The sequence below is a fragment of the Amycolatopsis sp. cmx-4-54 genome, from assembly GCF_046548895.1.
Classification (GTDB): domain Bacteria; phylum Actinomycetota; class Actinomycetes; order Mycobacteriales; family Pseudonocardiaceae; genus Amycolatopsis.
This window is the reverse complement of the sequence record NZ_JAEBEJ010000006.1, coordinates 285,959-312,789: the sequence shown is the minus strand read 5'-3', so window position 1 is coordinate 312,789 and position 26,831 is coordinate 285,959. Positions and strand designations below refer to the sequence as shown.

At 68.6% G+C, this 26,831-nt stretch carries 21 protein-coding genes; 14 read left to right on the top strand and 7 right to left on the bottom strand.

All coding sequences use genetic code 11. The features are described 5' to 3' along the window. Positions 1-62 precede the first annotated feature (62 nt). The 14 genes from ACLJQ7_RS22015 to ACLJQ7_RS21950 all read left to right on the top strand — a co-directional run bounded on the left by ACLJQ7_RS22015 (position 63) and on the right by ACLJQ7_RS21950 (position 16,800). The gene (locus ACLJQ7_RS22015) at positions 63-1,031 is read left to right on the top strand and encodes a YncE family protein (RefSeq protein WP_410650078.1); all 969 of its coding nucleotides are present in this window, start codon (positions 63-65) and stop codon (positions 1,029-1,031) included. Positions 1,032-1,155: 124 nt separating this feature from the next. Next, complete coding sequence (locus tag ACLJQ7_RS22010; RefSeq protein WP_410650077.1) at positions 1,156-2,352, top strand: BtrH N-terminal domain-containing protein; 1,197 nt, start codon at positions 1,156-1,158, stop codon at positions 2,350-2,352. Positions 2,353-2,704: 352 nt separating this feature from the next. Continuing rightward, entirely contained in the window at positions 2,705-4,630 is a 1,926-nt protein-coding gene (locus ACLJQ7_RS22005; RefSeq protein ID WP_410650076.1) for a S8 family serine peptidase, read from the top strand. A gap of 326 nt (positions 4,631-4,956) precedes the next feature. Continuing rightward, the gene (locus ACLJQ7_RS22000) at positions 4,957-6,192 is read left to right on the top strand and encodes a class I SAM-dependent methyltransferase (RefSeq protein WP_410650075.1); all 1,236 of its coding nucleotides are present in this window, start codon (positions 4,957-4,959) and stop codon (positions 6,190-6,192) included. Next, positions 6,189-6,980: a sugar phosphate nucleotidyltransferase gene (locus ACLJQ7_RS21995; RefSeq protein ID WP_410650074.1), complete on the top strand. Its 792-nt coding sequence runs from the start codon at positions 6,189-6,191 to the stop codon at positions 6,978-6,980. Before ACLJQ7_RS22000 ends, ACLJQ7_RS21995 begins: the two co-directional genes overlap by 4 nt. Beyond that, entirely contained in the window at positions 6,977-7,630 is a 654-nt protein-coding gene (locus ACLJQ7_RS21990) for a PIG-L deacetylase family protein (RefSeq protein ID WP_410650073.1), read from the top strand. The genes ACLJQ7_RS21995 and ACLJQ7_RS21990 overlap by 4 nt, the downstream gene beginning before the upstream one ends. Positions 7,631-7,635: 5 nt before the next feature. Then, positions 7,636-8,658 (top strand): NAD-dependent epimerase/dehydratase family protein, encoded by a 1,023-nt coding sequence (locus ACLJQ7_RS21985; RefSeq protein ID WP_410650072.1) that lies wholly within the window; start codon positions 7,636-7,638, stop codon positions 8,656-8,658. After that, on the top strand, positions 8,658-9,938 hold the full coding sequence (locus ACLJQ7_RS21980) for a DUF4910 domain-containing protein (RefSeq protein WP_410650071.1): 1,281 nt from the start codon (positions 8,658-8,660) through the stop codon (positions 9,936-9,938). Before ACLJQ7_RS21985 ends, ACLJQ7_RS21980 begins: the two co-directional genes overlap by 1 nt. A 56-nt stretch (positions 9,939-9,994) precedes the next feature. After that, a complete protein-coding gene (locus tag ACLJQ7_RS21975) occupies positions 9,995-11,245 on the top strand; it encodes a hypothetical protein (protein ID WP_410650295.1) in 1,251 nt (416 codons plus the stop codon). Continuing rightward, the gene (locus tag ACLJQ7_RS21970) at positions 11,242-12,183 is read left to right on the top strand and encodes a glycosyltransferase family 2 protein (protein ID WP_410650070.1); all 942 of its coding nucleotides are present in this window, start codon (positions 11,242-11,244) and stop codon (positions 12,181-12,183) included. Before ACLJQ7_RS21975 ends, ACLJQ7_RS21970 begins: the two co-directional genes overlap by 4 nt. Next, positions 12,180-13,415, top strand: coding sequence for a polysaccharide pyruvyl transferase family protein (locus ACLJQ7_RS21965; RefSeq protein WP_410650069.1), 1,236 nt, complete (start codon positions 12,180-12,182; stop codon positions 13,413-13,415). Before ACLJQ7_RS21970 ends, ACLJQ7_RS21965 begins: the two co-directional genes overlap by 4 nt. Then, complete coding sequence (locus ACLJQ7_RS21960) at positions 13,412-13,960, top strand: dTDP-4-dehydrorhamnose 3,5-epimerase family protein (protein WP_410650068.1); 549 nt, start codon at positions 13,412-13,414, stop codon at positions 13,958-13,960. Before ACLJQ7_RS21965 ends, ACLJQ7_RS21960 begins: the two co-directional genes overlap by 4 nt. Positions 13,961-13,964: 4 nt before the next feature. Next, positions 13,965-15,275, top strand: a complete 1,311-nt coding sequence (locus tag ACLJQ7_RS21955; protein WP_410650067.1) for a glutamate-1-semialdehyde 2,1-aminomutase — start codon at positions 13,965-13,967, stop codon at positions 15,273-15,275. 55 nt (positions 15,276-15,330) lie between these two features. After that, positions 15,331-16,800, top strand: coding sequence for a right-handed parallel beta-helix repeat-containing protein (locus tag ACLJQ7_RS21950; protein ID WP_410650066.1), 1,470 nt, complete (start codon positions 15,331-15,333; stop codon positions 16,798-16,800). Positions 16,801-17,276: 476 nt separating this feature from the next. Here the strand turns inward: ACLJQ7_RS21950 and ACLJQ7_RS21945 are convergent, their stop codons facing one another. From ACLJQ7_RS21945 to ACLJQ7_RS21915, 7 genes are all read right to left on the bottom strand, one after another. Further along, positions 17,277-18,077 (bottom strand): class I SAM-dependent methyltransferase, encoded by an 801-nt coding sequence (locus tag ACLJQ7_RS21945; protein WP_410650065.1) that lies wholly within the window; start codon positions 18,075-18,077, stop codon positions 17,277-17,279. Positions 18,078-18,120: 43 nt separating this feature from the next. Further along, positions 18,121-18,747 (bottom strand): phosphatase PAP2 family protein, encoded by a 627-nt coding sequence (locus ACLJQ7_RS21940; protein ID WP_410650064.1) that lies wholly within the window; start codon positions 18,745-18,747, stop codon positions 18,121-18,123. Next, the gene (locus ACLJQ7_RS21935; RefSeq protein ID WP_410650063.1) at positions 18,744-19,937 is read right to left on the bottom strand and encodes a glycosyltransferase; all 1,194 of its coding nucleotides are present in this window, start codon (positions 19,935-19,937) and stop codon (positions 18,744-18,746) included. Before ACLJQ7_RS21935 ends, ACLJQ7_RS21940 begins: the two co-directional genes overlap by 4 nt. After that, entirely contained in the window at positions 19,934-21,124 is a 1,191-nt protein-coding gene (locus ACLJQ7_RS21930) for an O-antigen ligase family protein (protein WP_410650294.1), read from the bottom strand. The genes ACLJQ7_RS21935 and ACLJQ7_RS21930 overlap by 4 nt, the downstream gene beginning before the upstream one ends. A gap of 64 nt (positions 21,125-21,188) precedes the next feature. Further along, positions 21,189-22,709, bottom strand: a complete 1,521-nt coding sequence (locus tag ACLJQ7_RS21925) for a right-handed parallel beta-helix repeat-containing protein (protein ID WP_410650062.1) — start codon at positions 22,707-22,709, stop codon at positions 21,189-21,191. Next, the gene (locus ACLJQ7_RS21920; RefSeq protein WP_410650061.1) at positions 22,706-24,655 is read right to left on the bottom strand and encodes an alginate lyase family protein; all 1,950 of its coding nucleotides are present in this window, start codon (positions 24,653-24,655) and stop codon (positions 22,706-22,708) included. The genes ACLJQ7_RS21925 and ACLJQ7_RS21920 overlap by 4 nt, the downstream gene beginning before the upstream one ends. Further along, positions 24,655-26,823: a bi-domain-containing oxidoreductase gene (locus tag ACLJQ7_RS21915; RefSeq protein ID WP_410650060.1), complete on the bottom strand. Its 2,169-nt coding sequence runs from the start codon at positions 26,821-26,823 to the stop codon at positions 24,655-24,657. Before ACLJQ7_RS21915 ends, ACLJQ7_RS21920 begins: the two co-directional genes overlap by 1 nt. Positions 26,824-26,831 lie beyond the last annotated feature (8 nt).

Sequence of the window (26,831 nt, the reverse complement as noted above, 5' to 3'; positions counted from 1 at the left end):
TCCTTCGCGTGCCCGGCCTGCGGGTTATCGTCGAACCCCGGAACGATCATCGGGAGGCGCCTGTGCGAGGACCCGAACTGAGCCGCCGAGCCCTGCTCACTCTGGCCGCGGCCGGCGCCTCCGCAGTCGCCTTCGCGCCGGTGGCCAGAGCCGAAAAAGTGCTTGTCGTCGAGGTCGGGGGCACCCCGGAGGCGGTCGCGGTGAATTCCGTCACCGGCTTCGCGTACGTCTCGGACCCGTCCACCGGCACGATCGTCGTCCTCGATTCGCGGTCCGGCACGGTTAGTGACGTGATCCCGGTCGGCGGCGAGCCCGCCGGGCTGGCCGTGGACACGGTGACCGACCGGATCTTCGTCGCGAATCCGCCCGGCGGGACCGTCCTCGTCATCGACGGGCGGGCCAACGACGTCGTCAGCGTGGTGCCTGCCGGTCCTGGAGCGTCCAGTGTCGACATCGACGAGCGGGCGAACCGCATCTACGCGGTCAGCGCCCTCACCGGGACGCTGGCCGTCATCGACGGCGTCGGCTGCCGCCTGCTGGACCTCGTCCCCGGTCCCACGCGGGGGTTGTCGTCGACGGCGGTCGACAGCCGACGCAAGCTCGCGTACTGCACCAGCACGGCCACCGACTCGCTGGAGGTTTTCGACATCGGCACGGGGAAGTTCGCCGGCGGCATCCGGGTCGGCAAGTCACCGACCGGGGTCGCCGTGCACAACGCGTCCGGGACGGTATTCGTCGCGAATTCGGCGATCCATCATCTGTCCGTTGTGGACCCGGGGACGCGCAAGGAGAAGACGACCGTGCTGTTGCGCTCGGAGTCTTCGTCGGTGGCGGTCCACGAGGGATCGAACACCGCGTACTCCAACGGAGGACCGAACGGCATCGCCAGGGTCGACGGGGTGACGAGCCTGCTCACCGGCGACCTGTCACTCGGCGTGAACCCCGGCGCGGTCGCGATCGACCAGCGCAGCCGGACGGTGTACGTGGCGGATCCCTTGCGCGGCAGGCTTTCCTTGATCAGGAACTTCTGACCCGACGTGACTGATCGGACGACACACGTGATCCGATGGACGACACGCGTGATTGGATGGACGACACGCGTGACTGGATGGACGACACGCGAAAGTCTGCGGCCGGAGCGGGCATGATGGTGGGGTGACCGAGTACGAATTGCGCGGCGGGCTGCAACCGGACGTCTCGGCGGTGGCCGCCGTACTGGCGCATCACAGTGTCGAAGGGCCGGACGGGAAGCCTCCCGGCGAGGCGCTGGTCTTCGCCGTCTCCGGCGGAATCGGGGCAGGCTACATCCTGTGGGACTTCGCGCACGAAACGACGTCGACGATCGTGTTCGGTTTCCGTGCGCGCTGGCAGTATCCGCAGGACTGGCTCAAGTCCACAGTGGACCGTCTCGGGCTCGGCCTCGATCTCCACACCACCGGCGGAAAACGCGCCGCCGCCAAACGGCTGACCACCGAACTCGAAGCGGGGCGGCCGGTGATCGTCCTCCCCGACCGCGAGTCGCTCGGTTACTGGCACCTGCCGCCGGAGATGTCCGGCGGTGGCGGCCACTTCGTCGTCGCGTACGGCGAAGAGGACGGCCGGGTGCTCGTCGACGACCGGAACCTCGCGCGGCTGACGGTCGACCGGAAGACGTTCGACGCCGCGCGCGGCCGGGTCGGTTCGTACAAGAACCTGCTCGCGACCATCGAGCCCGGCGAGGTCTCCGACTGGCGGACGGCCGTGCGCGACGGGCTGACGGACTGCGTCCGCAATCTCTCGGCGCCGTCGAAGTCGTTCTCGCTGCCCGCTTGGGAGCGCTGGGCGAAGGCGATGACCGACGAACGTGACCCGAAGGGCTGGCCGCGCGCGTTCGGCGAACGGCGCGGGCTCGTCGGGGCACTGTTCAACGTCTGGGAGAGCGTCACCCCGGCCGGAATGGAGGGCGGGCACCTGCGCGGGCTGTTCGCCGACGCGCTCACCGAAGCCGCCGGCCTGCTCGAACTGCCCGCGCTGGCCGAGCAGGCGCCGACCTGGCGCGGGATCGGCGAACGCTGGGCCGAACTGGCCGAGACGGCCGTCCCTGCGTCGAACGCGGAGTTCGCCTGGGTGCGCGGGCTGGTCAGCGCGGTGTCGGCGGGTGTCCGCGAAGGCGACGCGGGGCAGGACGCCGCCGCGTCGGCCGGTGCGGAAATGTGGAAAATGCGCGCGCACTACAACGACGAAACACCGTTCACCGAGGCCGAAGCCCGCGAACTCTTCGGCACGATGGGCGGCATGATCCGGGACATCCACACAGCCGAGACCGCCGCGATCCGCGAGCTCTCCGAAGTACTGCGAGCCCTGATGGAGTGAACCGGGCCGACGTCCGTTGCGCCGCGCGGCCGTTGAAGACCCACTTCGTGCACGCACATCCGTTGGGGACGACCAGTGCGCGCCATCGCCTGCGTGTCGCCGACCTGGGGCCGGCGTGCCGTCTACGCGCGTTGCCGCACCATCTGGGTGGCGGCTCGACGAAGAGGAACGTGAGCGGCTGACGCGGTTCAGCGGGGCGATCGGCGAGATTTCCTGAATCAGTTTTTAACCGTTTATGCTCCATTTCCCGCAACACCGGAAAACGGCTGGGCCGTTCAGCGGCTGATCATCACGCTTTTCGGCCGGTACCTTCGAAAGACCTCTCCCCTGCAGAGCTCCCCGGAGGTATTTCATGCCACGGCCGAAGTCTGTCCGCTTTCTCGCGCCCTTGATCGGCGCGATGCTACTGACGAGCGGGGCGGCCGCCGCCGCCCCGGCCGCCGAAGACCCCCAGTTCATCCGTCTGGCCAGCAGGACCTTCGACCCGCTGACCCAGCGCACGGCGGCGAGCCAGGACTGGAAGGGCGCGTATCTGCTCCAGGTCCGCAGTGCGCTCACCGACGCGCAGCGCGGGAAATTGCGCTCACTCGGCGTGCGGATCGGGTCCTACATTCCCGATTTCGCCTATGTGGTCCGGGTGAAACCGGAGAACCGCGAATCGGTGGCGGAATTGGCTTTCGTCCGCTGGCTCGGCGAATACCGGCCGGACGACAAGAGGGAGAGGTCGACGGCGGCGACCGGCAGTCACCTGGTGACGCTGGTCGAGCCGGACGCGCGTGACCAGCGCGCCGTGGCCGAGCGGATCCTGCGGCTCGGCGGCGGTATCGAGGCGATCTCGCAGAGCGGGCAGCACATCGTCGCGAACCTCGGTCCCGGGCAAGCCGCCACCGTGGCGCAGGGGGCCGAGGTGCTCGCGGTCGGCGCGATCACCGCTCCCGAAACCGACATGGCCAACGCCAGGGAGAGCGGCGGCGCGAACCACATCGAGAGCGTCGGCGGCTACCGCGGTCAGGGCGTGCGCGGCGAGGTGATGGACGGCGGCCTGCGCGTCACCCACCAGGAGTTCAAGGCGCGGCCGACGGTGCTGCACGGCTCGAACTCCACCAGCACCAGCCACGGGACCTCCACCTACGGCCAGATCTTCGCGTCGGGGGTGAGCGCGCCACAACGGGGGCTGCTGCCCGAGGGGCAGGGGATCTTCGCCACCTACAACAAGCCGGACCGCTACGCCCACACCAAGGAACTGGTCGACCCGGCGGGCAAGTACCGCGCGGTGTTCCAAAGCAACAGCTGGGGCGGCGGGCTGACCACGGCCTACAACTCCGTCTCGGCCGAGCTCGACAAGATCGTCTTCGATCACGACCTGCTGATCTGCCAGTCGCAGAGCAACGCGGGCACCCAGCAGTCGCGGCCGCAGGCCTGGTCGAAGAACGTGCTCTCGGTGGGCGGGCAGTATCACTACAACACGCTGGGCCGCACCGACGACAAGTGGAGCGGCGGCGCCAGCATCGGCCCGGCCGCCGACGGCCGGATCAAACCGGAGCTGTCGAACTACTACGACCGGATCGACACCACGTCGTCGGGCAGTGACACCTCGTACACGACGTCGTTCGGCGGGACAAGCGGCGCGACCCCGATCACCTGCGGGAACGCCGGGTTGCTGTTCCAGATGTGGGCCGACGGCGTGTTCGACGGCGGCCCCGGCAAGGGCCGCGACGTCTTCACGAGCCGCCCGCACGCGGCGACCGCGAAGGCGCTGCTGATCAACGGGGCCGACCAGTTCGCGTTCAGCGGCACGTCGCACGACATGACCAGGACGCATCAGGGCTGGGGCACCGCGAACGTGCGGTACCTGCACGAGCAGGCCAAGGCGAACGGGTGGAAACTGCCGGTACTGGTGAACGAGACCGACCTGCTGGGCACCGGGCAGTCGAAGAAGTACACCGTCGCGGTGAACGGGACCAAGCAGTTCAAGGCGACGCTGGCCTACACCGACCCGGCGGGCTCGCCGAGCGCGTCGGTCACCAGGGTCAACGACCTGACCCTGAAGGTCACCGCGCCGAACGGGACCGTCTACTACGGCAACAACGGGCTGAAGGCGGGCAACTTCTCGACCGCGGGCGGGTCGCCGAACACGGTCGACACGGTGGAGAACGTCATCCTGGAGAAGCCGGCCGCGGGTACGTGGACGGTGGAGGTCGTGGCGACGCAGGTGAACGCCGACGGTCACCCGGAGACATCGGCCACCGACGCCGACTACGCGCTGGTGGTTTCTTGACGTGGTGATTGACTCCGCCTGGCCGCATCGCGTTCAGCGGGCTAAACGCGATGCGGCTGAAGGGCTCGTGAAGGCCCCTTCCCTCGACTGAGCCGAGGGAAGGGGGCCTTCACGCGGGTCTGAGGCTGGGCTCGCGACTCGCGTTTAGCGGGCTGAACGCGATCGGGCGGGGTTGCCCGCGCCCGGATGGCGCAGGGGTCTGCGCCGATGGCCGAGACGGCAGGTTTCGGTTGTGAGACGGAAGCGTGAGACCCCTGGAAGCATGTAACGAGGCGACCCGAGGGGCCGACGTCTGGGATACGTGACGCGAGCCAAGGAGCCTCTCGATGACCACCTGCCGACTCTGCGGCTCGGCCCATCTCGCCAGTGTCGTCGACCTCGGGGCGACGCCGCCGTGCGAACGGTTCCTGACCGCGGCGCAGCTCGCGGAGCCGGAGCCGACGTATCCCCTGCACCTGCAGGTCTGCACCGAGTGCTGGCTCTCCCAGATCCCGCCGCTGATCACCCCGGAAGAGACTTTCACCGAATACGCGTACTTCTCGTCGTATTCCGCCTCCTGGGTCGAACACGCTAAGACGTTCGTCGACGGCGCCGTCGACCGGCTCGGGCTCGACGGGTCGTCGTTCGTCGTCGAGGTCGCCAGCAACGACGGTTATCTGCTCAAACACGTTGTGGCACAGCAGATCCGCTGTCTTGGCGTGGAACCTTCGGTGAACGTGGGCCAAGCCGCGCGTGACGCCGGGGTGCCGACGAAGACCGCTTTCCTCGGCCCCGAAACCGGACAAGAGGTCCGCGACGAACACGGTCCCGCCGACCTCGTCGTGGCGAACAACGTCTACGCGCACATCCCGGACATCATCGGTTTCACGCACGGGCTCCGCGCCCTGGTCGCCGACGACGGCTGGGTCAGCATCGAGGTCCAGCACCTGTTGACGCTGATCCAGGACAACCAGTACGACACGATCTATCACGAGCATTTCCAGTACTACACGGTGGAATCCGCGCGCCGGGCCCTCGCGCTCGGCGGATTGTCCGTTGTGGACGCCGAACTCCTGCCCACCCACGGCGGTTCGATCCGGCTGTGGGCGCGCCCGGACGCCGTCGCCGGTGAGCCGAGCGAGCGGATGACCCAGGTCCTCGACGCCGAGAAGGCCGCCGGGCTGCACGAAATGTCCGGCTACACCGAATTCTCCGAGCGGGTCACCAAGGTCCGGCTCGACCTGAACAAGTTCCTCACCGACGCGGCGCTCGAAGGCAAGACCGTCGTCGGTTACGGCGCCCCCGGCAAGGGGAACACGCTGCTGAACCACTGCGGTATCCGTCCGGACGTGCTGCGGTACACCGTCGATCGGAACCCGTACAAGCACGGCCGGTTCACCCCCGGCACCCGGATCCCGATCCTGCCGCCGGAACGCATCGAGGCGGACGAACCCGATTACGTGCTCGTCCTTCCGTGGAACCTCCGGAAGGAACTGACCGCCCAATTGTCCTTTGTGGACAAATGGGGCGGGAAACTGGTCTTCCCCATCCCGCACCTGGAAATCGTCGAGGTGAAGTCGTGAAGGTAGTCCTCTTCTGCGGCGGTTACGGCATGCGGATGCGCAACGGTGACGCGTCCGACGTGCCCAAGCCGATGGCCATGGTCGGCCCGAGACCGCTGATCTGGCACGTGATGCGGTACTACGCGCATTTCGGCCACACCGAATTCGTCCTCTGCCTCGGTTACGGCGCGCACCACATCAAGGAGTTCTTCCTCAATTACGAAGAGACCACCTCCAACGATTTCGTCCTGCGCAACGGCAAGGCCGAATTGCTTTCGACCGACATCGCGGACTGGTCGATCACCTTCGTGCAGACCGGCCTCGAATCGGCCATCGGCGAGCGCCTGCGCCGCGTACGCCCGTACCTCGAGGGCGACGAGATGTTCCTCGCCAACTACGCCGACGTCCTCACCGACGCCCCGCTGCCGGAGATGATCGAGCGGTTCACCGATTCCGACGCCGGCGCGTCGATGATGGTCGTGCCGCCGCAGTCGTCGTTCCACTGCGTCGAAATGGGCGAGGACGGCCGGATCGGCGCGCTGACCCCGGTCAGCGAGATGCCGCTGTGGGAGAACGGCGGGTATTTCGTGCTGCGCCAGGAGATCTTCGACCACATCCCCGAGGGCGGCGACCTCGTGGCCGACGGCTGCGGAGAACTCGCCAAGCAGGGCAAGCTACTGGCGTACCCGTACCGCGGGTTCTGGAAGCCGACGGACACCGTCAAGGAACGCGTCCAGCTGGACGATTCCTATGCGCACGGCGACCGTCCGTGGGCACGCTGGGAACGCGAACCCGCGAGCACGGCGTGATCGGACTCGGTACCGGCGGGATCGAGCGGATCGTCGCGCTGGGCGCGCATTGTGACGACATCGCCATCGGGGCGGGCGGCAGTTTGTTGACCCTTTGCGGCCAGAATCCCGGTGTGCGGGTGGACGCGCTCGTCCTTTCCGGTGGCGGCACCGAACGCGAGGCTGAGGAACGTGCCGCGCTCGCCGCCTTCTGCCAGGGCGCCGACGTCGAGGTCACCGTGCTCAAACTGCCCGACGGCCGGTTCCCCGCGCACTGGGAAGAGGCCAAGAACAGCCTGGAAGACCTGCGCCGCCGCACCGACCCGGACCTCGTCCTCTCCCCGCGCACAGCGGACGCGCACCAGGACCACCGCGGGCTGGCGACGCTCGTGCCGACGGTGTTCCGCACCCATCTCCAGCTGGAGTACGAGATCGCGAAATGGGACGGCGACCTCGCCAAACCCACCGCGTACGTCCCGCTGTCGGCCGAGCTCGCCGAACAGAAGGTCCGGCTGCTGCAGGAGCACTACGCCTCTCAGCGGCACCGGCCCTGGTACGACCGGGAAGCCTTCCTCGGCCTCGCCCGCATTCGCGGAATCGAATGCGGGCAGCGCTACGCGGAGGCCTTCGACCTCAAGAAACTGACGCTCGACCTCACTCCGAAAGGCTGAAAGCCATGCGTGTGCTGCTGACCGGGCACAAGGGTTACCTGGGCACGGTGATGGCCCCGGTGCTGGCCGCCGAAGGCCACGAGGTCGTCGGCCTCGACTCCGGTCTCTTCGACACCTGCGTGCTGGGCCCGAAGCCCGACGATCCCAAGGGCTACGAAGTCGACCTTCGCGACGTCACGGCCGAGCACGTGACCGGGGTGGACGCGGTGATCCACCTCGCCGCGCTGTCCAACGACCCGCTGGGATCGCTGGCGCCGGAGCTCACCTACGACATCAACCACCACGCTTCGGTCAAGCTCGCGAAGCTGGCGAAGGACGCTGGGGTCAAGCGGTTCCTCTACGCCTCGACGTGCTCGGTCTATGGCGCTTCGGGCGGAGACGGCCTGGTCGACGAGGACGCGCCGCTGCGCCCGGTGACGCCGTACGCCGAGTCGAAGGTGCGGGTCGAGGACGACCTCCACGCACTCGCCGACGACGATTTCACCCCGGTGTACATGCGCAACGCCACCGCGTTCGGCTTCTCGCCGCGGCTGCGGTCGGACATCGTGCTCAACAACCTGACCGCGCACGCCCACGTTTCGGGCGAGATCCTGGTGCTGTCGGACGGCACGCCGTGGCGGCCGCTGGTGCACGCCAAGGACATCGCGCGCGCCTTCGAGGCCGCGCTGGTCGCGCCCAAGGAGGCCGTCCACGACAAGGCCTTCAACATCGGCACCGAACGCAACAACGTGACCGTGGCCGAGATCGCCCAGCAGGTCGTCGAGGCCGTCCCCAGCGCGAAGCTGCGGATCACCGGCGAGTCCGCGGGCGACCCGCGCTCCTACCGCGTCGACTTCTCCCGCTTCCGTGAGGCGATCCCCGGCTTCGAATGCGACTGGTCGGTCAAGGACGGCGCACTCGATCTGATCTACGCCTATCGCACGCACGGCCTGACCGCGCACGACTTCAAGAACCGGTTCACCAGGTTGGCCACGCTCAACGCGCGGACCGCCGCGGGCGAGATCGACGAAACCCTGCGGCGACGGTGATGACGCGCAAGCCACTGGACACGGGCGCCGACCTGCGGGAGCTGGTCGAGCGCCTGTATCCGCTCTGCCGCAGCATCACCGGCGACGGCGTCCGCGCCACGCTGGAGATCCTCGGCGAGCACCTCCCGCTCGACGTCCACGAGGTGCCGACCGGGACCCAGGTGCTCGACTGGACCGTTCCCCAGGAGTGGAACATCCGCGACGCCTGGGTGAAGGACCCGGCCGGGCGGAAGGTCGTCGACTTCCGGGAGTCGAACCTGCACGTCGTCGGCTACAGCGTGCCGGTGGCCGAGACGATGCCGCTGGCGGACCTGCGCGAGCATCTCCACACGCTGCCCGAGCAGCCGTCGCTGGTGCCGTACCGCACGAGCTACTACGCGCCGACGTGGGGTTTCTGCCTGGCACAGGACACCCTCGACGCGTTGCCGGACGGTGACTACGAGGTCCGGATCGAGTCCACTTTGGACGATGGGCAGCTGACCTACGCCGAGCACGTGGTCCCCGGTGAGGTCACCGACGAGGTGCTGGTGTCGTGCCACACCTGCCATCCGTCGCTGGCCAACGACAACCTCGCGGGTATCGCCGTCGCCGCGGCGCTCGCGCAGCGGCTGGCCGCGGCGAAACCGCACCACACATACCGGTTCCTGTTCATGCCGGGCACGATCGGCGCGATCACCTGGCTCGCGCGCAACACCGAACGGCTCGGCAAGGTCAAGGCCGGGATCGTGCTCGCCTGCGCGGGCGACCCCGGATCGCTGACCTACAAGCGAAGCCGTCGCGGGGACGCCGAAATCGACAAGGTGCTCGAATTCGTCCTTGCCGGAAAACCGCACGAGGTCCTCGACTTCTCGCCGTACGGCTACGACGAGCGGCAGTTCTGCTCGCCGGGATTCAACCTCGGCGTCGGCTCGCTGACCAGGACGCCGTACGCCGGCTATCCCGAGTACCACACTTCGGCCGACAACCTGGATTTCGTGTCCACCGAGGCGATGGAGGACACGCTCGCGACCTTGAGCGAGGCGTTCTCCCTGCTGGACCGCGACCGCCGCTACGTCAACCTGAGCCCGTACGGCGAGCCGCAGCTCGGCAAACGCGGGCTCTACGACTCCCTCGGCGGCCGCAGTGACGCCAAGGCGGCCCAGATGGCGATGCTCTGGGTGCTCAACCTCTCGGACGGCGAGCACAGCCTGCTCGACGTCGCCCAGCGATCCGGTCTCCCCTTCGATTCCGTCGTCGCCGCCGCTCACGCGCTGCAGGGCGCCGGATTGCTGAAGGAGTGACGCGGGTGGCAGGCGGGAGACATCGGGCGACACTGGCCTCCGGGGCCGTACGCGCCATGGCCGGCAGGCTCAGCTGGGGCCTCGGCGACCAGGCCGTTTCGAGCCTGACCAACTTCGCGGTCGGGCTGTTCGTCGCGCGCTCGCTGGGCACGTTCGCCTTCGGCATGTTCAGCCTCGCGTGGGTGACCTACGGCGTGGTGCTCAACCTCTCGCGCGGCCTGGCCACCGACCCGATGATGGTGCGTTTCTCCGCGGTGCCGGAGGAAGCCTGGCGCCGGGCGGTGTCGCGGGCGGCGGGGACGGCGATCGGGGTCGGCCTCGCGACCGGCCTGGTCAGCGTGATCGTCGGTTTCCTCGCCGTGCAGCCGCTGGGCGGGGTGTTCGTCGCGCTCGGCGTCGTGCTCCCCGGGCTGATGCTGCAGGACGCCTGGCGGTTCGCGCTGTTCGCCAAGGGCGACGGCAGGAAGGCCTTCGTCAACGACACGGTGTGGGGTGTCGCGCTGATCCCGGCGCTGGCCATCGCCTCGCATTTCGGCACCGTGGTCGCGTTCATCCTGGCCTGGGGACTGGCCGGTGCGGTCGCGGCCGTCTACGGGCTGTTCCAGACCGGCATCGTGCCGAAACTCTCGGAGATGACGGGCTGGGTGAAGGAACAGCGCGACCTCAGCGTGCGGTACCTGATCGAAAACGTCAGCAACGCCGGCTCGTCACAGCTGCGCGCCTACGGGCTCGGGGCGATCGCGGGGATCACGGCGGTCGGCGCGGTCCGCGGTGCCGAGCAGCTGCTCGGGCCGTTCCTCGCCCTGCTGATGGGGCTTTCGCTCACGACAGTGGCCGAAGGCGCTCGCGTCCTACACCGCGCCCCGCACCGGCTGAAGCACTTCTGCGTGGTGCTCGGCGGCGGCCAAGCGGGTGCGGCCCTGCTGTGGGGCCTCGGGTTGCTGCTCCTGGTGCCCTACGACGTCGGGCGCTGGATCATGGGCTCGGTCTGGGACGCGGCCGAGCCGCTGATCCTGCCGGTCACTCTCTCGGTCACCGCCGCCGGTTTCGTCGCGGGCGCGGCCGCCGGCTTGCGTGCCCTCGGCAACGCCAAACGCAGTCTCCGTGCCCAGCTGGTCGCTTCGGTGGGTTACGTGGTCTTCGGGATCATCGGCGCCTACCTCGACGGCGCCGAAGGTGCCGCGTGGGGCTCGATGCTCTCGGTCTGGCTGGGCGCCGCGATGTGGTGGTACCAGCTCCGTGTCGCGTATCGCGAGTACCGGCCGGTCGCGGCACGCACCAACGACGAAGAGGTGGGAATGGTATGACCCGGATTCCACGGCTCAGCATCGGTCTGCCCGTCTACAACGGCGAGGAGTACCTGTCCGAATCGCTCGACGCCCTGCTGGGCCAGAGTCACGAAGACTTCGAGCTGATCATTTCGGACAACGCTTCGACCGACGGTACCGAAGAGATCTGCCGGGACTACGAGGGCCGCGACGCCCGGATCCGGTATCTGCGGCTGCCGAAGAACGTCGGCGCGTCCCCGAACCACAACCGGGTCCTCGACGAAGCCCGCGGCGAGCTGTTCAAATGGGCCTCACATGACGACCTTTACGGCCGTGACCTGATCAAACTCTGTATCGAGGCGCTGGACGAGCGGCCGGAAACGATCGTCGCCCACAGCTGGCAGGCGATCATCGACGATCACGGCGCGGTGACCCACAAACTCGACTACCCGCTGGCGACGGACTCGCCGCACGCGCCGACGCGGTTCCGCAGCCTGCTGTTCGAAACGGGCGGCGACGACTTCTACGGCGTGATACGCACGCACGTGCTCCGCCGGGTCAAACCGCTCGACAGCTACCACCACGCCGACCGCACCTATGTCGCCGAACTGAGCCTCCACGGCCCGTTCCACCAGGTCCCCGAGGTGCAGTACTTCCGCCGCGACCACCCCGGCCGCGCCGAACGGGCGAACCCGAGCATCCGGAAGCGCTGCTCGAACCTCGACCCGCGGCGCGCCGACCCGGTGCGGAACCCGATGCCGCGGCTGATCGGCGAGTACATCGGCGGCTTCGTCGGCGGTATCCGCCGGGCGCCGCTCTCTTCGGCGGACCGGCGGGAGTGCTACCGGCATCTCGCGTCCTGGCTGGCCGACCGGTCCCGCGGCCGGAACGAGGACCGCGCCGAGGACGCGGCACCCGAAATCGACGGAATGAACATCGACGCCGTGGTCCCTGGGCGGCAGAGGAGGACGTCGTGACCTCTCGCTCCGGAGCGAGAAAGCGAAGACATCCCCGGGTCGGCTTCTTCGGTCTGCTGGGGGCAGGGAACATCGGCAATGACGGATCACTCGAAGTCGTACTCGAGTACGTACGACAACGACATCCGGAGGCGGAACTCAGCTGCCTCTGCTCCGGTCCCGAACTGGTCGAGGAGCGCTACGGCGTCAAAGCGGAGTCACTGCTCTGGTACTACTCGCGCAACCGTGACACGACGGGGGTGCTCGCGGCCCTGCTGAAGGTCGTCGGCAAGGTCGCCGACACGCTCAAGATCCTCTCCTGGACCCGGCGGTGCGACGTGGTGATCGTCCCCGGCGCCGGCGTCCTCGAAACAACGCTTCCTTTGCGGCCCTGGGGTTTCCCGTACGCGATGGCGCTGCTGGGGGTGTCGGGCAGGCTGTGGGGGACCAGGGTCGCGCTGCTCAACGTCGGCTCGAACGTCATCCGCCAGCGGACCACGCGGCGCCTCTACCGGATCGCCGCCCGCTCCGCGCACTACCGGTCCTTCCGCGACGAGCTGTCCCGCGACGCCTGGCGCGAGATGGGCCTCGACACCGCGAAGGACGACCTCTACCCGGATCTGGCGTTCGCGATGCCGATCCCCGCCGGGCGGCCGTCGGACGTCGTCGGGGTCGGGGTCATGGAATTCCACGGGGGCAACGACGACCGGCGCCGGGGCGAGGAGATCCGTTCGTCCTATGTGGACGCGATGAAACGGCTCGTGCGCAGACTGGTCGACGACGGACGGGAGATCCGGCTGCTCACCGGCGACGAGATCGACGACCCCGTCGTCGAAGAGATCTTCGCCGACCTGCGCGAACACCGGCCCGGCCTCGACCCGAACCAGGTGACCGCGGCGAAACTGCCCACCCTCGGCGACCTCATCACCGAGATCGCCGCACTCGGCGCCGTCGTCGGGACGCGCTACCACAACGTCCTGTGCTCGCTGAAGCTCGCGAAGCCGACGATCTCGATCAGCTATTCGCAGAAGATGGACAGCATCATGGCGAACATGGGGCTGGCGGAGTACTGCCAGTCCGCGCGCGCGGTCGACGTCGACCTGCTCGTCCGGCAACTCGCCGAACTCGAGGCCAAACCCGAGGAATTCTGGCAGCGCCTCCGGGATCGGAGCGCCGCCAAGGGGAAACTGCTGGAGAAGCAGTACGACGTCCTCGACAGGACGCTGTTCCGCGAGCCCGAGGAGATCCGATGAAGGTCGAAGCGGTTCCCGAAATCGAAGGCGCCTACCTCTTCACGCCGACACCGTTCTCCGACGAGCGCGGTTTCTTCAGCCGCACCTTCGACAGCGAGGTCGTTGCCTCGGTGGGCATCGACCCCGGCGGCTTCGCGCAGGACAGCATTTCGCGGTCCCGCAAGGGAGTCGTGCGCGGAATGCACCTGCGCGGCGGGCGCGGCGAGGCCAAGCTGGTCCGCTGCTCCTCCGGCGCCATCTTCGACGTCATCGTGGACCTGCGGCCGGACTCCCCCACCTTCCGGGCCGTGAAAGGGTTCGAACTGTCCGGGGAGACCCAGGTCTCCCTGTACATCCCGGCGGGGTGCGCGCACGGGTTCCAGGCGCTCACCGACCCCGCCGACATCTCCTACCGCATCGACCGGCCGCACGACCGGTGCGAGGACATCGCGATCTCCTACGCCGATCCCGAACTGGCCATCCCGTGGCCACTCGCGATCAGCGCGGTGTCCGAACGTGACGCCCACGCCCCTCCGCTCGCCGCCGCACTGACGACCACGAGGTGATCCCGTGAACCGCCCTTTGCCGCGCTCCGACCAGGCGAACGAACGACTGCACCGAGCCATCCCCGGTGGCGCGCACACCTACGCCAAGGGCCAGGACCAGTACCCCGATGACTTCTCACCGGTCATCGCGCGCGGCCTCGCCGGCCACGTGTGGGACGTCGACGGGAACGAATACATCGAGTACGGATCGGGGCTTCGCGCGGTCAGCCTCGGCCACGCGCACCCACGGGTCCTGGAAGCCGTCCGGACCGAAATCGAAAAGGGCGGCAACTTCGTCCGGCCGTCCATCATCGAGGCCGAAGCCGCGGAGCGGTTCCTCGCCGCCGTGCCGACCGCGGAGATGGTGAAGTTCGCGAAGAACGGCTCGGACGCGACCACGGCCGCCATCCGGCTGGCGCGGGCGGCGACCGGGCGGACGCTCGTGGCGATCTGCCGCGACCACGCGTTCTTCTCCACCGACGACTGGTTCATCGGGACCACGCCGATGTCCGCCGGGATCCCCGGCGAGACGACGGAACTGACGGTCTCCTTCCCCTACGGTGATCTCGCGGCCACGGAAGAGCTGCTGCGGGAGCACGAGGTCGCCTGCCTCGTCCTGGAGGCCGCGACCCAGAAGGAGCCGCCGCCGGGGTATCTCGCCGGGCTGCGGAACCTGTGCGATCGGTACGGCTGCCTGCTGGTGTTCGACGAGATGATCACCGGGTTCCGCTGGTCGGAGGCCGGGGCGCAGGGGCTGTACGGCGTCACCCCGGATCTCTCGGCGTTCGGCAAGGCGCTGGGGAACGGTTTCGCGGTTTCGGCGCTGGCGGGCAAACGGGAGTACATGGAACTCGGCGGGCTGCGCGACCACCGCGAACGGGTCTTCCTGCTTTCGACGACCCACGGCGCCGAGACGCATTCCCTCGCCGCGGCGATCGCCGTCTTCGACACCTACGCCGAAGAAGGGATCACCGCGCGGCTGCACGCGCTGGGCGACCGGCTCGCGGCGGGTGTCCGCGAGGTCGCCGCGAGCGCCGGAGTCGGCGAACACGTGCTCGTACGCGGCAGGGCGAGCAACCTGGTGTTCGCCACGCTCGACGACAAGGGCGAGCCGTCACAGCCGTATCGGACGCTGTTCCTGCGGGAACTGATCACCGGCGGGGTGATCGGGCCGTCGTTCGTGGTCAGCGCCGGGCTCACCGAGGCCGACATCGACAAGACGATCGACGTCGTCTCGCGGGCCTGCACCACGTACCGGAAAGCCCTCGAAGTCCAGGACCCGACGCAGTGGACGGGCGGCCGTCCGGTGAAACCGGTGTTCCGGAGGTTCGCGTGATGACCACACTTTCGTGTCCATCCGGTGTGCTGCGCGGTGACTTACCTTGAAACCCATGACTTGGGCAAGAACGACGGCGCTCGCGCTGTCGGTGGTCCTGACGGCCGGCTCCTTCACCGCTGTGGCATCGGCGGCCGAGGCGCCGGCCGTCTGCGCGTCGGGACCGGCGAGTTCCCCGAAACCGGAGAACGCCGTCGTCGTCGATCCCGGCGAACACCTCGCGATCGAGACCTCGGCGCATCCGCCGGGAACGGCGTTCTGGCTCAGCACCGGGACGCACATCCTCGCCGACGACCCGTACAGCCAGGTGATCCCGAAGGACGGCAACGTCTACGTCGGCGCACCCGGCGCGGTCCTGGACGGCCGCGGCATCAACCGGGCGGCGTTCACCCAGCAGGCCAAGGACGTCGTGATCCGCGGGCTGACGATCCGCGGTTTCGTCGCACCGCAGGACCAGGGCGTGGTGAACCACGATTCCGGTGAGCACTGGGTGATCGAGGGCAACGTCATCGAGCACAACCGCGGTGCCGCGATGATGGCCGGGCCGCGGCAGGAGGTCCTCGGGAACTGCCTGCGGAAGAACGGGCAGTACGGGATCAACGCCTACCGCGCGGGCGGCGGCATCACCGGGCTTGTGGTGGAGGGCAACGAGATCGCCTGGAACAACACCGACGACTGGGAGAAGAAACAGCCCGGCTGCGGTTGCAGCGGCGGAGCGAAATTCTGGGCCGTCGACGGCGCGGACATCCGAGGGAACTGGGTGCACCACAACCACGGCGCCGGGCTCTGGGCGGATACGAACAACAACGACTTCATCATCGAAGACAACACGATCGAGGACAACGACGCCGAGGCGCTGTTCTACGAGATCAGCTACAACCTGATCATCCGCAGCAACACCTTCCGCCGCAACGCCCTGGTGCTGGGACGCGATTTCGCCGCGCGGGGCAACAACTTCCCGATCGCCGCGGTGTATCTGAGCGAGTCCGGCGGCGAACCGCGGATCTGGGCGCGGACCGACATGATCGAGATCGCGGAGAACGTGTTCGAGGACAACTGGGGCGGCCTGACGCTGTGGGAGAACGCCGACCGGTTCTGCAACAGTCCCTCGAACACCTCGACCGGGACCTGCACCCGCGTCGTCGCCTCGCCGTCGGACTGCGCGCCCGAGACGATCGCGCGGGAACCGGCGTACGACGACTGCCGCTGGAAGACCCAGCGGGTCAACGTGCACGACAACGTTTTCCAGAGCGCGCCCGACTGCACGGGACTGTGCGGGCGCATGGCCGTGCTGTCGAACTACGGTACTTATCCGTCGTGGTCGCCGTATCGGGGCAACGCCGTGTCCGAGGCGGTGACGTTCGCTCAGGACAACGAGTGGTTCTCGAACACCTACGTCGGGCATTGGTCGTTCGTGGCGCATGACGCGTCGCGGTCGCTGGACGTAGTCGCTTGGCGGGCGGCTCCCTACGGGCAGGACCCTTGCAGCACTTTCGACGGTGCCGGCGGTTGCCCGGCCCGGTGACCGAAGGCGCGACTCGCGTGATCAGACGCCGCACTCGCGTGATTGAAGCCGCAACTCACGTGATCAGACGCGTAACTCGCGTGATCAAAACCGTAACTCGCGTGCTTGAGGACGTAACTTGCGTGATCAGACGGACGACGCGTGTGATCCGATGGACGACACGCGTGATTGGAGGGACGACACGCGTGTCCAGGCGGCCGACTCTCGGTGGTCACGGCCGCGTGCGCGTGTCGTCCGCGCAATCACGCGTGTCGTCCGTCTGGACACACGTGTCGTCCGTCTGATCACGCGAGTTACGTCTCTGAGCACGTGAGTTACGCGGCTGAGCACGCGAGTTACGTCCTCATTCACGCGAGGTGCGTTTTCGGTCCCGCAGTTAGTCGGCTAAACGCGGTCCGAGGCGGTGTCGCGAAAGTGGCTTTCGCGACGCCGGGCCCGGCACCAGAGCGACGCAGTCAGTCGGCTGAATGCGGAAGTCAGGGCTTCGTCAGGAAGAAGTACGCGTATCGCTCGTCCAGCTCGTTCTTCGGCACCAACTGGATCGCCTGGGGCGTGAACCCGCACCGCTCCGCCAGCTGCCAGAAGGCGTCGACGCGGTAGGTCGTCATCGCCGCCAGCCCCGAGCGGTACGAACGACGGCGCGGCCGGGTCCGCCAGGTGCCGGGGTCGTACTTGACCTGGATCAGCGCGAGCCCGCCGGGGACGAGCAGTTCCCGCGCGATGCGGAGCAGGCGTTCGCCGTATTCCGGCGTCGGGATCAGCTCGAAAACGTAGAAGCTCACGTAGACGTCGCAGGGTTCCTTCACCATCGAAAGCGCGGCTTCCGGGTTCGCGACGTCGATTTCGACGGCCTGGAACGGGGTGTCACAGACGTTCGCGACCTGCTTCTCGCATTCCGCGAGGGTCTCGGCGGAGATGTCGACGCCGATGAATTCCTGGGCACGCGGGGCGAAATGGATGGCGTTCGCGCCGCCGCCGCAGCCCCATTCGACGACGCGATTCCACGGCCGGTCGAAGTCCGCCAAACGGGCACCGCCCTCGAACATGTCGAGGTGCCGCTTCCCGATTTCGGACCAGAGGTCGTTGCCGTCGAAGGTGCCGGAATCGCGCCAGTGCGAATTGTCCTTCCATCTTTTCTCGCCGGGCGAGTTCCAATAGCCCTGTGCGTCGGCCGAGATGGCGGACTCGGACTGTTTGGCGCCGACCGTCGCCAGTGCGCGCTGGCCGAGGTCCTCCGCCCGTGCGGCGACCTTCTTGGCGGCATCGATGAGGGACATGAGGAGCCGATCCTTTCGCAGTGCGGTGTTCGAGGAATACCGTTCACGGCGTTCGCCGGGTCGCCCCTTTGTCGGTGAGCACTGCGATCGCCGGAACCACCGCGAGCGCCACACCGAAGCCACCCAGCGTGTCAGTCGGGTAGTGCGCGCCCATTGTTACCTCGGCCCAGCCCATCGCGGCCCCGGCGACGACGACCGCGACGACCAGCAGCACCGACGCCGGGCCACGCCGAAGACCACCGAGCACGCCGAGCGCGGCGGTGAAGGTCAACGCGGTGGCGAATCCGGTGTGCCCGCTGGGATAGGCCAGGAATTCGCCGTGGATGTACCGGCCGATGAGCGGTTTCAGCCCGCTCGTCAGCCCGACGGTGACCAACGCGGCAACCACTCCGGTGACGGCGGTGCGCGGCCGCCGCGAATACCAGCACCAGCCGAGGAACACGACCATGGTGACGATCGCGCCGACGGGTTCACCGACGAAATCGATCACCGTCGCGATAGTCCACCAGGGATCGCCGGACCAGGCGAGCGCGTCGACCAGCGTCGCGTCCAGCCCGGTCGGCCCGGAGGTGCCGGCGTAGACCAGGCCCAGCACCAGTGCGCCGAGCCCGCCTGCCACGGCGAGGACGAACGCGGCCGGGCGGAGCACCGGCGGCAGGGCCGGTTTCACTCCGCGGCCACCCGCCCGATCGCGTCCCGGTAACCGCCGATCAGCCGCTCCAGCCCAACTTCCGGCGTGAACTCCTGTTCGTAGACCAGCCGCGCCGCCGTGCCGAGTTCACGGTTCCGCCCGTCGTCGCCGACGATCTCCCGCAGCCGCCGCGCCAGCGACTCTGCGTCGCCGGGTTCGTGCAGCAGCCCGGTCACTCCGTCCTCGACCAGTTCGCGGAACGCGCCGTGCGCGGCCGCGACGGTCGGGACCCCGGCGGCCATCGCCTCGACGACCACCAGCCCGAACGTCTCCAGCCATTCCGACGGCGCCACCGCGACCGCCGCGCGAGTGACCAGTCCGGCGCATTCCGCCTTGCTTCGCAGCCCTTCGTAGCGGACGTCGTCGCGGCCTTCCGCCCAGCGCGCGACCTCGTCCTGCATCGGGCCGGTCCCCGCGATCACCAGCGGCATGCCGAGCCCACCGGTCGCGGCGAGCCGGTCCCAGGCCGCCATGAGCAGGCCGATCCCCTTCTCCGCGGTGATCCGGCCGAGGAACAGCACGTGCTCGCCGGTACCGGAGCGCCGGATGCCGGGATCGGCGACGAAGTTGTACTTCACCGCCAGCCGTTCCGCGGGCATCCCGGCGGCCACCAGCACCTCGCGTTGCGCCCGTGAGATGCAGAAGAACCGGGAGACCCCGGACCACCAGCGACGCCGGTTGAGCATCAGGCTCGCCGCCATCGGCACGGTCGCCAGCGCCGACCCGCGATAACAACCGTGCCGCACCGCGGGCGCCGGTGTCCGGCCGACGCAGTCCGTGCACACGTGACCGTCGCGGTACAGCGTGCCAGGCGGGCAGATCAGGGTGTAGTTGTGCACGGTCGCGACGGCGGGCACACGCGCGTCCGCGCACGCCGCCAGCACCGACGGCGACAGCAGCGGGAAAGTGTTGTGGACGTGGACGACGTCCGGCCGGTCTTCGGTCAGCCGACGGGCGAGATCGGCACGCACGGCCCGGTTCCACGGCACCTGGAGCGGGACGACGGCCTTGCGCGGCAACGACATCGCGGAGATGTCGTCACTGCGCCGTTCGAACAGGCCGACGTCGTGCCCGGCGGCCGCGAGCAGCGCGACCTCCTGGTCGACGACGTTGTTCTCCCCGCTCGGCTGCTCGGACCGATAGCGGTTGTGGACCACGAGGACCTTCACACAGGCTCCTTGGCCGGAACGAACTTCTTCTCGGAGACGGTTTCGGAAGGCACCCGCACCAGCAGCGACGCCGCCAGCGCGAGATGCAGCAGGTACGGCGACGCGTCACCGAGGCCCGCCTCGGTGTAGGACGCCGAAACGCAGTAGGTGATCAGGAAGATCGCGCACGCCCTGGCCAGCGACGGCGGCCGCAGCGCGGCGACCACGATCAGCACGAGCATGAAGGCCGCGACGATCGCGATCCCGACGTAGCCCTGTTCGTGGTAGACCGCGAGCCAGCTGTTGTCGATGGGCAGGCCGATGTAGGACTTGTTCGTCAGCCCGACGCCGAACACGTACTCGCCGAGGGTGCGCGGGTCGGACAGCAGCGCGTCCCACACCTTCGCGCGGCCGGTGAGGCTGGAGAAGTTCTCCGAGCTCTGGCCGCGCAGGAACCAGGCCTGCACCAGCGAACCGAGGACGACCGCGGACACCGCGCCGATCAGCGCGACCCCGGCGAACACCTTCCTGGCCCGCGCGCTGGACATCCAGAGGGAGAGCAGCGCGATCAGCACGCCGGCGACCAGGCCGAGCGTGGCGGTGCGGGTGTGGGTCAGCAGCAGGATGCCGATCGAGGGGACGATGACGATCAGCGCGTTCAGCCGGTCGAGTTCACCGCCGAGCCACAGCAGCAGCGTGAGCCCGATGACCACCGCAGAGTACTGCCCGACCTGCGGCGGGGTCAGCGGCCAGATGGTGCCGGTCAGCCGTCCGCCGTACTCCTCGGCCAGCGCGATCCCCGGTGAAGCGGCCAGCCCGACGACGACCGTCAGCAGCACCACCGAGTACGTCCGGATGTGATGCCGCACGAGCCGGATGCCGCCGTCCCACCACCGGGTCAGCAGCCACAGCGTGCTGACGAACAGGCCGAACCGGAAGCAGCGGAACAGCGCGCCGTACCCGACTTCGAGGTTCAGGCTCGCCAGCAGACTGAGCACCACCAGGATGCTGAGCAGCAGCAGGTACGCGCTCGGCCGGATCCGGAGCCGGGCGTTCAACGCCAGCGCGACGCAGAACGCCAGCACGAGCGAGCCCATGGTGACCAGCTGGATCACCGAACGCGGGATCGGGATGACCGTCGTCGCGCCGGTGGAGCCCAGCGTGTTCAGGATCAGCAGCGCCCATACGAGGGCGACCGCCTTCGGCATGTCCGGCGATTGCGAGGGGCGTTCGCCCCGGGGCAGATGCGGGAAACGGGCTCTCTGCCGCATGTCAGCCTCCCCCTTGACGGCTGTAGGTCGATCCGGCGTCCTGGTTGTACGGGCCGCCCTGCCATTCTCCGATGCTCAGGTTCCGGCTCGGTTCGAAGGCGACGAAGTTCCACGGGCCGACGTAGGTGTTGTCGTGCCACTTGTTGCCCTGGGCGAAGGTGATCGCGTGCTGCACGACCTCACCCTGATACGGCGACCAGTCCGGGTACGTGCCGAAGTTCGCGAGCACGGCCATCCGCGCGCAGGTGTTCTCGCAGCCCGCCACCGCCGGGTCGAGGACGAACCGGTTGTGGTGGATCTCGACGCGCTGGGTCTTCCAGCGGCAGTCGTCGAACAGCGTGCCGGACCCGATCGCCGGCCGGGCGCAGGTCTCGTGGTCCGGCACCAGTTTCGTGCACGATCCGGACGAGGTGTTGGCGGGACTGTTGCAGAACCGGTCCGAGTTCTCCCAGAGCGTGATGCCGTTCCAGTTGTTCTCGAGGACGTTCCCGGCGATCTCCACCTTGTCCGTCCGCGCCTTCACCCTCGGCTCGCCACCGGATTCGGAGAGGTAGATCGCCGCCACCGGGAAGCTGTCGCCGCGGTCGATGAAGGTCTTGCCGTCCACGCGGTTGTTGCGGCGGAGGGTGTTGCCGCGGATGACGGCGTTGTAGCTGGTCTCGTACATGAGCCCGGTGCTGTCGTTGCCCTCGACGAGATTGCCCTCGACCAGGAAGTCGTTGTTGTTCGTGTCGGCCCACAACCCGACCCCGCGGTTGGCGTGCACCCAGTTGCCGCGGACGTCGGCGCCGTCGACGGCCCAGAACTTCACGCCGCCGGTGCAGCCGCAGCCGTCGACCTTCTTCTCCCAGTCACCGGTGTTGTTCCCGGTGATCTCGTTGCCTTCGACGACGAGCCCGGTGATCCCGTTCTGTCCCTCGTAGGCGTTCATCCCGTACTGCCCGTTGTTCCGCAGGCAGTTCGCCCGCACCTGCTGCCGCGCGCCCGCCATCAGGCCCGCGCCTTCGTTGTCCTGCACCGTGTTGTGCTCGATGGTCCAACCGGGGGCGGAGTCGTGGTTGACCACGCCCTCGTCGCGCGGGGCTTGGAATCCCCGCACGGTGAGGTACTGGATCTTGACGTCGGCGGCGCTGCCGGAGAAGGCGTACTGGTTGATCTTCCCGCCGTCGAGAACGGCGTCCGGCGCGCCGAGGTAGACGTTCCCGGCCTTCGGTTGGACCTGGTCGAAACGGTCGTCGCCGAGCCGGTGCGTGCCGGGCGCCAGCCAGAACGTCGTACCCGGACCGCTCGCCCGGGTCTTCGCCACGAGGTCGCCCGCGACGGCCGGATCGACCGTCACCGCTCCCGCCGGTGCCGCCACCGGACCCGGCGGCAGTTTGCCGCACACCTGCGCCACCGCACCGGACGGCGCTCGCCCGGGGTCGGGCGCCGCGCCCGCCTCGTCGGCGGGGTCCGGGGTGCAGGCGGCCAAGGCCGTCGCGGCCAGCAGGATCGGCAGGAAGCGGTGCGGTCGAACCGTCACAACGGAGGCCCCTCGGGGTCGAAAGCGGGCACTGTGAGCACAGTGGTCATCTCGGTCGAGGCGGTCCCGGTGCCGATCAGCGTCCACGCGGGCTCGCGACGGCCGAACCCGGCCGAGTACCAGCCGAGCGGCGGAGTGGTCTCGCCGCGGTGTGCGGACCACTTGAGCTGCGACGGGAGTTCCATCGAAGCGCTCCGTTCCCGGCCGTCGGCCGTCCAGGACAACTTCGCCGTCGCCCCGGTGAGGACGACCTCGACGGCCGGGCCGAAGTGGAACGCGAGACGGCACGGCCGGGCCTCGCCGCGCACCTCGTCGAGAATCCGCAGGTCAGCGCCTTCCAACTCCACCGAACGCCGGTGGATCGACGGCGCGTAGCCGTCGTGTTCCGCGCTCCAGCGCGACGGCGTGCCCGCCGCGATCACGGTGGTCGCGGCGTGTTTCGTCCACAGGAACGGGCCGCCGGACACGGATTGGTCGGTGCGGGCGAGTTCGAGCGTGTTGTGCCCGGCCGTGGACCGGAAGTACGACCGCCACTCCGGTTCGCCGTGGTAGCAGTAGGTTCCGGGGTCGGCGAGGATGTCGACGCCGTCGTGCCGGACCTCCACCGAAAGCGCGTCCGCGTGCGCGTGCGCGGCGATGGACAGGAAACCGTGCGGCCCGCCGTCACAGCGGCACCAGATCGCGCCGTTCCGCAGGATGGTCATCCCGGCGTCGGCGAAGTCGTCCCGCCTTCGCGCCGGACGCCGCGCGCCGACCTGGATGTCCTTGGCCAGCGCGGAAAAGAGCTGGGTGCGGACGTCACCGCCCGGCGTCTCCGGCCACCAGTCCAACCGTCCGAAAAGGACGGACCCGGTGTCGAGCAGCGACGCCCAGCGGCTCGCGCCGTCACCGGCAGCGCCATCAATGATCAGCCCGAAGCCGTCGTCCGCGTCGCCCTGCCTCGGCGGGCGCAGCTTATTGTCCACAATGGACGCCAACGCGTCCGTCATCCTGAGCAGGACGAGCCAGGTCGACTCGGGCACCGCGACCCCGGCGGCCTTCGCCTCCAGCGCCCCGGCGAGCCCCAACTCCAGGACGAGCCCGTGGTACTCGGTGGCGAGTTCCCGGTTGAGCCCGGAGTCGAAGGTGTTGTGCCGCAGCATCTTGTCGAGCGACGCGAGCGCCGTGTCCCGCCATCGGGCGGATTCCGGGAACCAGGCGAACGCGCAGGCAGCGGCGAGCTGCCCCGCGTCCTCGGCGATCACGTGGTTGTTCGCCGAAGAGCCCCGGCTCGGAAACGCCGCGAGCCAGCGCTGGTGGTGCCAGATCTGGCCGAGCGCCACGGGGTTGTCCTCGAACAGTGCCGGTGTCCGCGCCCAGCCGTCCAGCAGGCGCCGGACCCACACCCACGACAGCAGCCGGATGCCGAGTTCGATCCCGCTGACCCAGTGCACCCCGCGCATCGGCGGGTTGGCCGCCCACCACGACTTCAGGTGCGCGGCGACGCGTTCGGCATACCGTTCTTCGCCGGTCAGGGCGTACGCGGCGGCCAGCACGGTGAGGTGCTGGTGCCGCGACGGCTCCCAGATCTGCTTGATGTCGCCGACGGCGTCCTCGCTCCGGTACGGGATGTCGAAGGAGTACACATCGGACGGTGCGCGGCGGCCGGTCTTCGGGTCGTACGACCAGTCCGGGGCGACGAGGTCGTCCCGTTCGACGCCGAAGTACTCGGCGTGCCCGTCCATCAGCCGGTCGGCGGCGACGAGCAGATCCTTGACGGCTTCGCCCGAAACGGCGGCGAGGACGTCTTCACCGGGCGCCTTCACGAACCGGCGTTCCGGCAGCCAGGACGGCTTCTCCCCCGCGACCCCGCGCCACTGGCGTTTGCGCACGACATCGGTGACCCGGCCCGCGATCTCGGCGGGCCCCATCCGCGAAAGCCTTCGCAGGTACCAGGACGGATCCATCAGCCGAGTCCGATCCGGACCGGCATCCCGGTCTCCAGGCTGCGGTTGACCGCGAGAGTGGCCAACGTCGTCGAAACGAGCGACTCGACCGAGACCGGCATCGCGACACCGGTGCTCAGCGCGTCGACGAACGCTTCGAGTTCAGCCGCCTGCCCCTTGTCCCGGCCCTTCGGAATCCGGGAACTGGCCCACTTCTTGCGGCCGAACACCGACGCGCGCGTGAAGTCGTCGAACTTCAGCACCTTGCCGTCGGCGGTGAGATCGATCGTTTCCTTGGGGAACGCCGACGAACCGCTGGTGGTGTACGCGATCGAGGCCGTCGAGCCGTCCGGGTAACGCAGCAGAATCTGGAGGTCCTGGTGCCCGGGCGTCGCGGTGGCGTACACCGAGACCGGGTCGGAGCCCAGCAGCCAGCTGACCGTGTCGATGAAGTGCCCGCCCTCACCGGCGAACCGCGAGCCCTCGCTGTCGGCCTGGTTGTACCAGCTGTTCGCGTCGAGCTGCCCGGCGTTGACCAGGTACCGCACGGAGGCCGGGCCGATCCGCGGGCCGAACTGGCGCACCGACTCGTTCAGCAGCGGGGCGAACCGGCGGTTGAACCCGACCTGCAGCCGGTCGTTGCCGGATTCCTCGATCGCGCCGAGCACGATCTCGAGTTCCTTCTCCGACAGCGCGAGCGGCTTCTCCACGAAGACGGCCTTGCCCGCGAGCAGCGCTCGCCTGGTCAGCTCGGCGTGCGAACTGTGCCTGGTCACGATGAACACGGCGTGGATCGATTCGTCTTCGAGCATCGCGTCGACGTCGGTGGAGGCGCGGGCGAAGCCGAACTTGCGCTTGGCGTTCGCGCCCGAGAGCGCGGACGTGGTGACGACTTCGAAGAGGTCGAGGTACTCCATCTCCACGAGATGCGGGAGGAGCATCGAGGACGCGTAGTTGCCGGCGCCGATGAAGCCGATCCGCAAGCTGTCGAGCTTCGGCACCGCGCGGGAAGTCACCGGTTTCGGAAGGGCGACCGAGGTGACGGGCTCAGTGGTGGTGGCGGCACGCTTCTCGTACTCGAACAGCACCGCGACGGCCTTCAGCTCGCCCTCGTTCAGCTTCCGGTACGTCTCGACGGCGTCGGAGAAGGCCGAGACATGCGAGATCAGCGGCTCGACGTCGAGACGGCCACTGCCCATCAGGTCGACGACGCATTCGAGATTGCGGCGTTCGGTCCAGCGGACCTGGCCGATCGGGTAGTCGCGGCCTTCGAGTTCGTACTCCGGGTCGTAGCGGCCGGGGCCGTACGAACGGGAGAACCGGACGTCGAGTTCCTTTTCGTAGTAGGCGTTCCACGGCAGGTTCAGCGAGCATTTGCCGATGTCGATCACCCGGCCGCGGTCGCGGGCCAGCTTCGCGGCCAGCTCCACCGGCTCGTTCGTGCTGCCACCCGCGGCGAGGTACACCTGGTCGACGCCGTGCCCGGAGCTGATCTCCGCGACCGCGGTGTCGATGACACCGGAGCCGGGATCACCGCATTTCAGCGCACCGAGCCCTTCGGCGAGCGCGCACCGCGCCGGGTCCGGGTCGACGCCGACCACGCGGACCCCGGAAGCGACCAGCAACTGCACGACCAGCTGACCGATCAGGCCGAGCCCGATGACCAGCGCGATGTCGCCGATCTGCGGTTCGCCCTGGCGGACACCCTGCATGGCGATCGAGCCGACCGTGCCGAACGCGGCATGCCGAGGGTCGACGCCGTCGGGCACCTTGGAGTAGAGATTCTTGGGCACCCAGTTCAGTTCCGCGTGCAGCGCGTGCTCGTTCCCCGCGCACGCCACGTAGTCCCCGACGGCGACGTCGTCGATGCCCGCGCCGACCTCCTCGACGACACCGCACAGCGAGTACCCCAGCGGCGTGTACGAGTCGAGTTTGTTCATCGCCTTGCGGTAGGTGGCGCCGAGCCCGTTCGTGGCGACGCTCTGCATCACCTTCGCGACCTGATCCGGCCGGGCCTTCGCCTTGCCCACCAAGGAAAGGCTCGCCTCGGACACCTTCATCATCTCGGTGCCGGTGGAGATCAGCGAATAGGCGGTGCGGACCAGCACACCCCCCGGTTTGCACGCGGGCACTTCGACGTCGAGGAGCGCCAGCTCCCCGCTCTTGTAGTTCTGCACTACCTGCTTCACGTCGCTCC

What these genes read in the sequence shown, in the direction of transcription:
- ACLJQ7_RS22005 (WP_410650076.1), top strand. Translation starts at nt 2,705, where the DNA reads ATGCCACGGCCGAAGTCTGTCCGCTTTCTCGCGCCCTTGATCGGCGCG.
- ACLJQ7_RS22000 (WP_410650075.1), top strand. Translation starts at nt 4,957, where the DNA reads ATGACCACCTGCCGACTCTGCGGCTCGGCCCATCTCGCCAGTGTCGTC.
- ACLJQ7_RS21985 (WP_410650072.1), top strand. Translation starts at nt 7,636, where the DNA reads ATGCGTGTGCTGCTGACCGGGCACAAGGGTTACCTGGGCACGGTGATG.
- ACLJQ7_RS21980 (WP_410650071.1), top strand. Translation starts at nt 8,658, where the DNA reads ATGACGCGCAAGCCACTGGACACGGGCGCCGACCTGCGGGAGCTGGTC.
- ACLJQ7_RS21975 (WP_410650295.1), top strand. Translation starts at nt 9,995, where the DNA reads ATGGCCGGCAGGCTCAGCTGGGGCCTCGGCGACCAGGCCGTTTCGAGC.
- ACLJQ7_RS21970 (WP_410650070.1), top strand. Translation starts at nt 11,242, where the DNA reads ATGACCCGGATTCCACGGCTCAGCATCGGTCTGCCCGTCTACAACGGC.
- ACLJQ7_RS21960 (WP_410650068.1), top strand. Translation starts at nt 13,412, where the DNA reads ATGAAGGTCGAAGCGGTTCCCGAAATCGAAGGCGCCTACCTCTTCACG.
- ACLJQ7_RS21950 (WP_410650066.1), top strand. Translation starts at nt 15,331, where the DNA reads ATGACTTGGGCAAGAACGACGGCGCTCGCGCTGTCGGTGGTCCTGACG.
- ACLJQ7_RS21945 (WP_410650065.1), bottom strand. Translation starts at nt 18,077, where the DNA reads ATGTCCCTCATCGATGCCGCCAAGAAGGTCGCCGCACGGGCGGAGGAC.
- ACLJQ7_RS21930 (WP_410650294.1), bottom strand. Translation starts at nt 21,124, where the DNA reads ATGCCGAAGGCGGTCGCCCTCGTATGGGCGCTGCTGATCCTGAACACG.
- ACLJQ7_RS21920 (WP_410650061.1), bottom strand. Translation starts at nt 24,655, where the DNA reads ATGGATCCGTCCTGGTACCTGCGAAGGCTTTCGCGGATGGGGCCCGCC.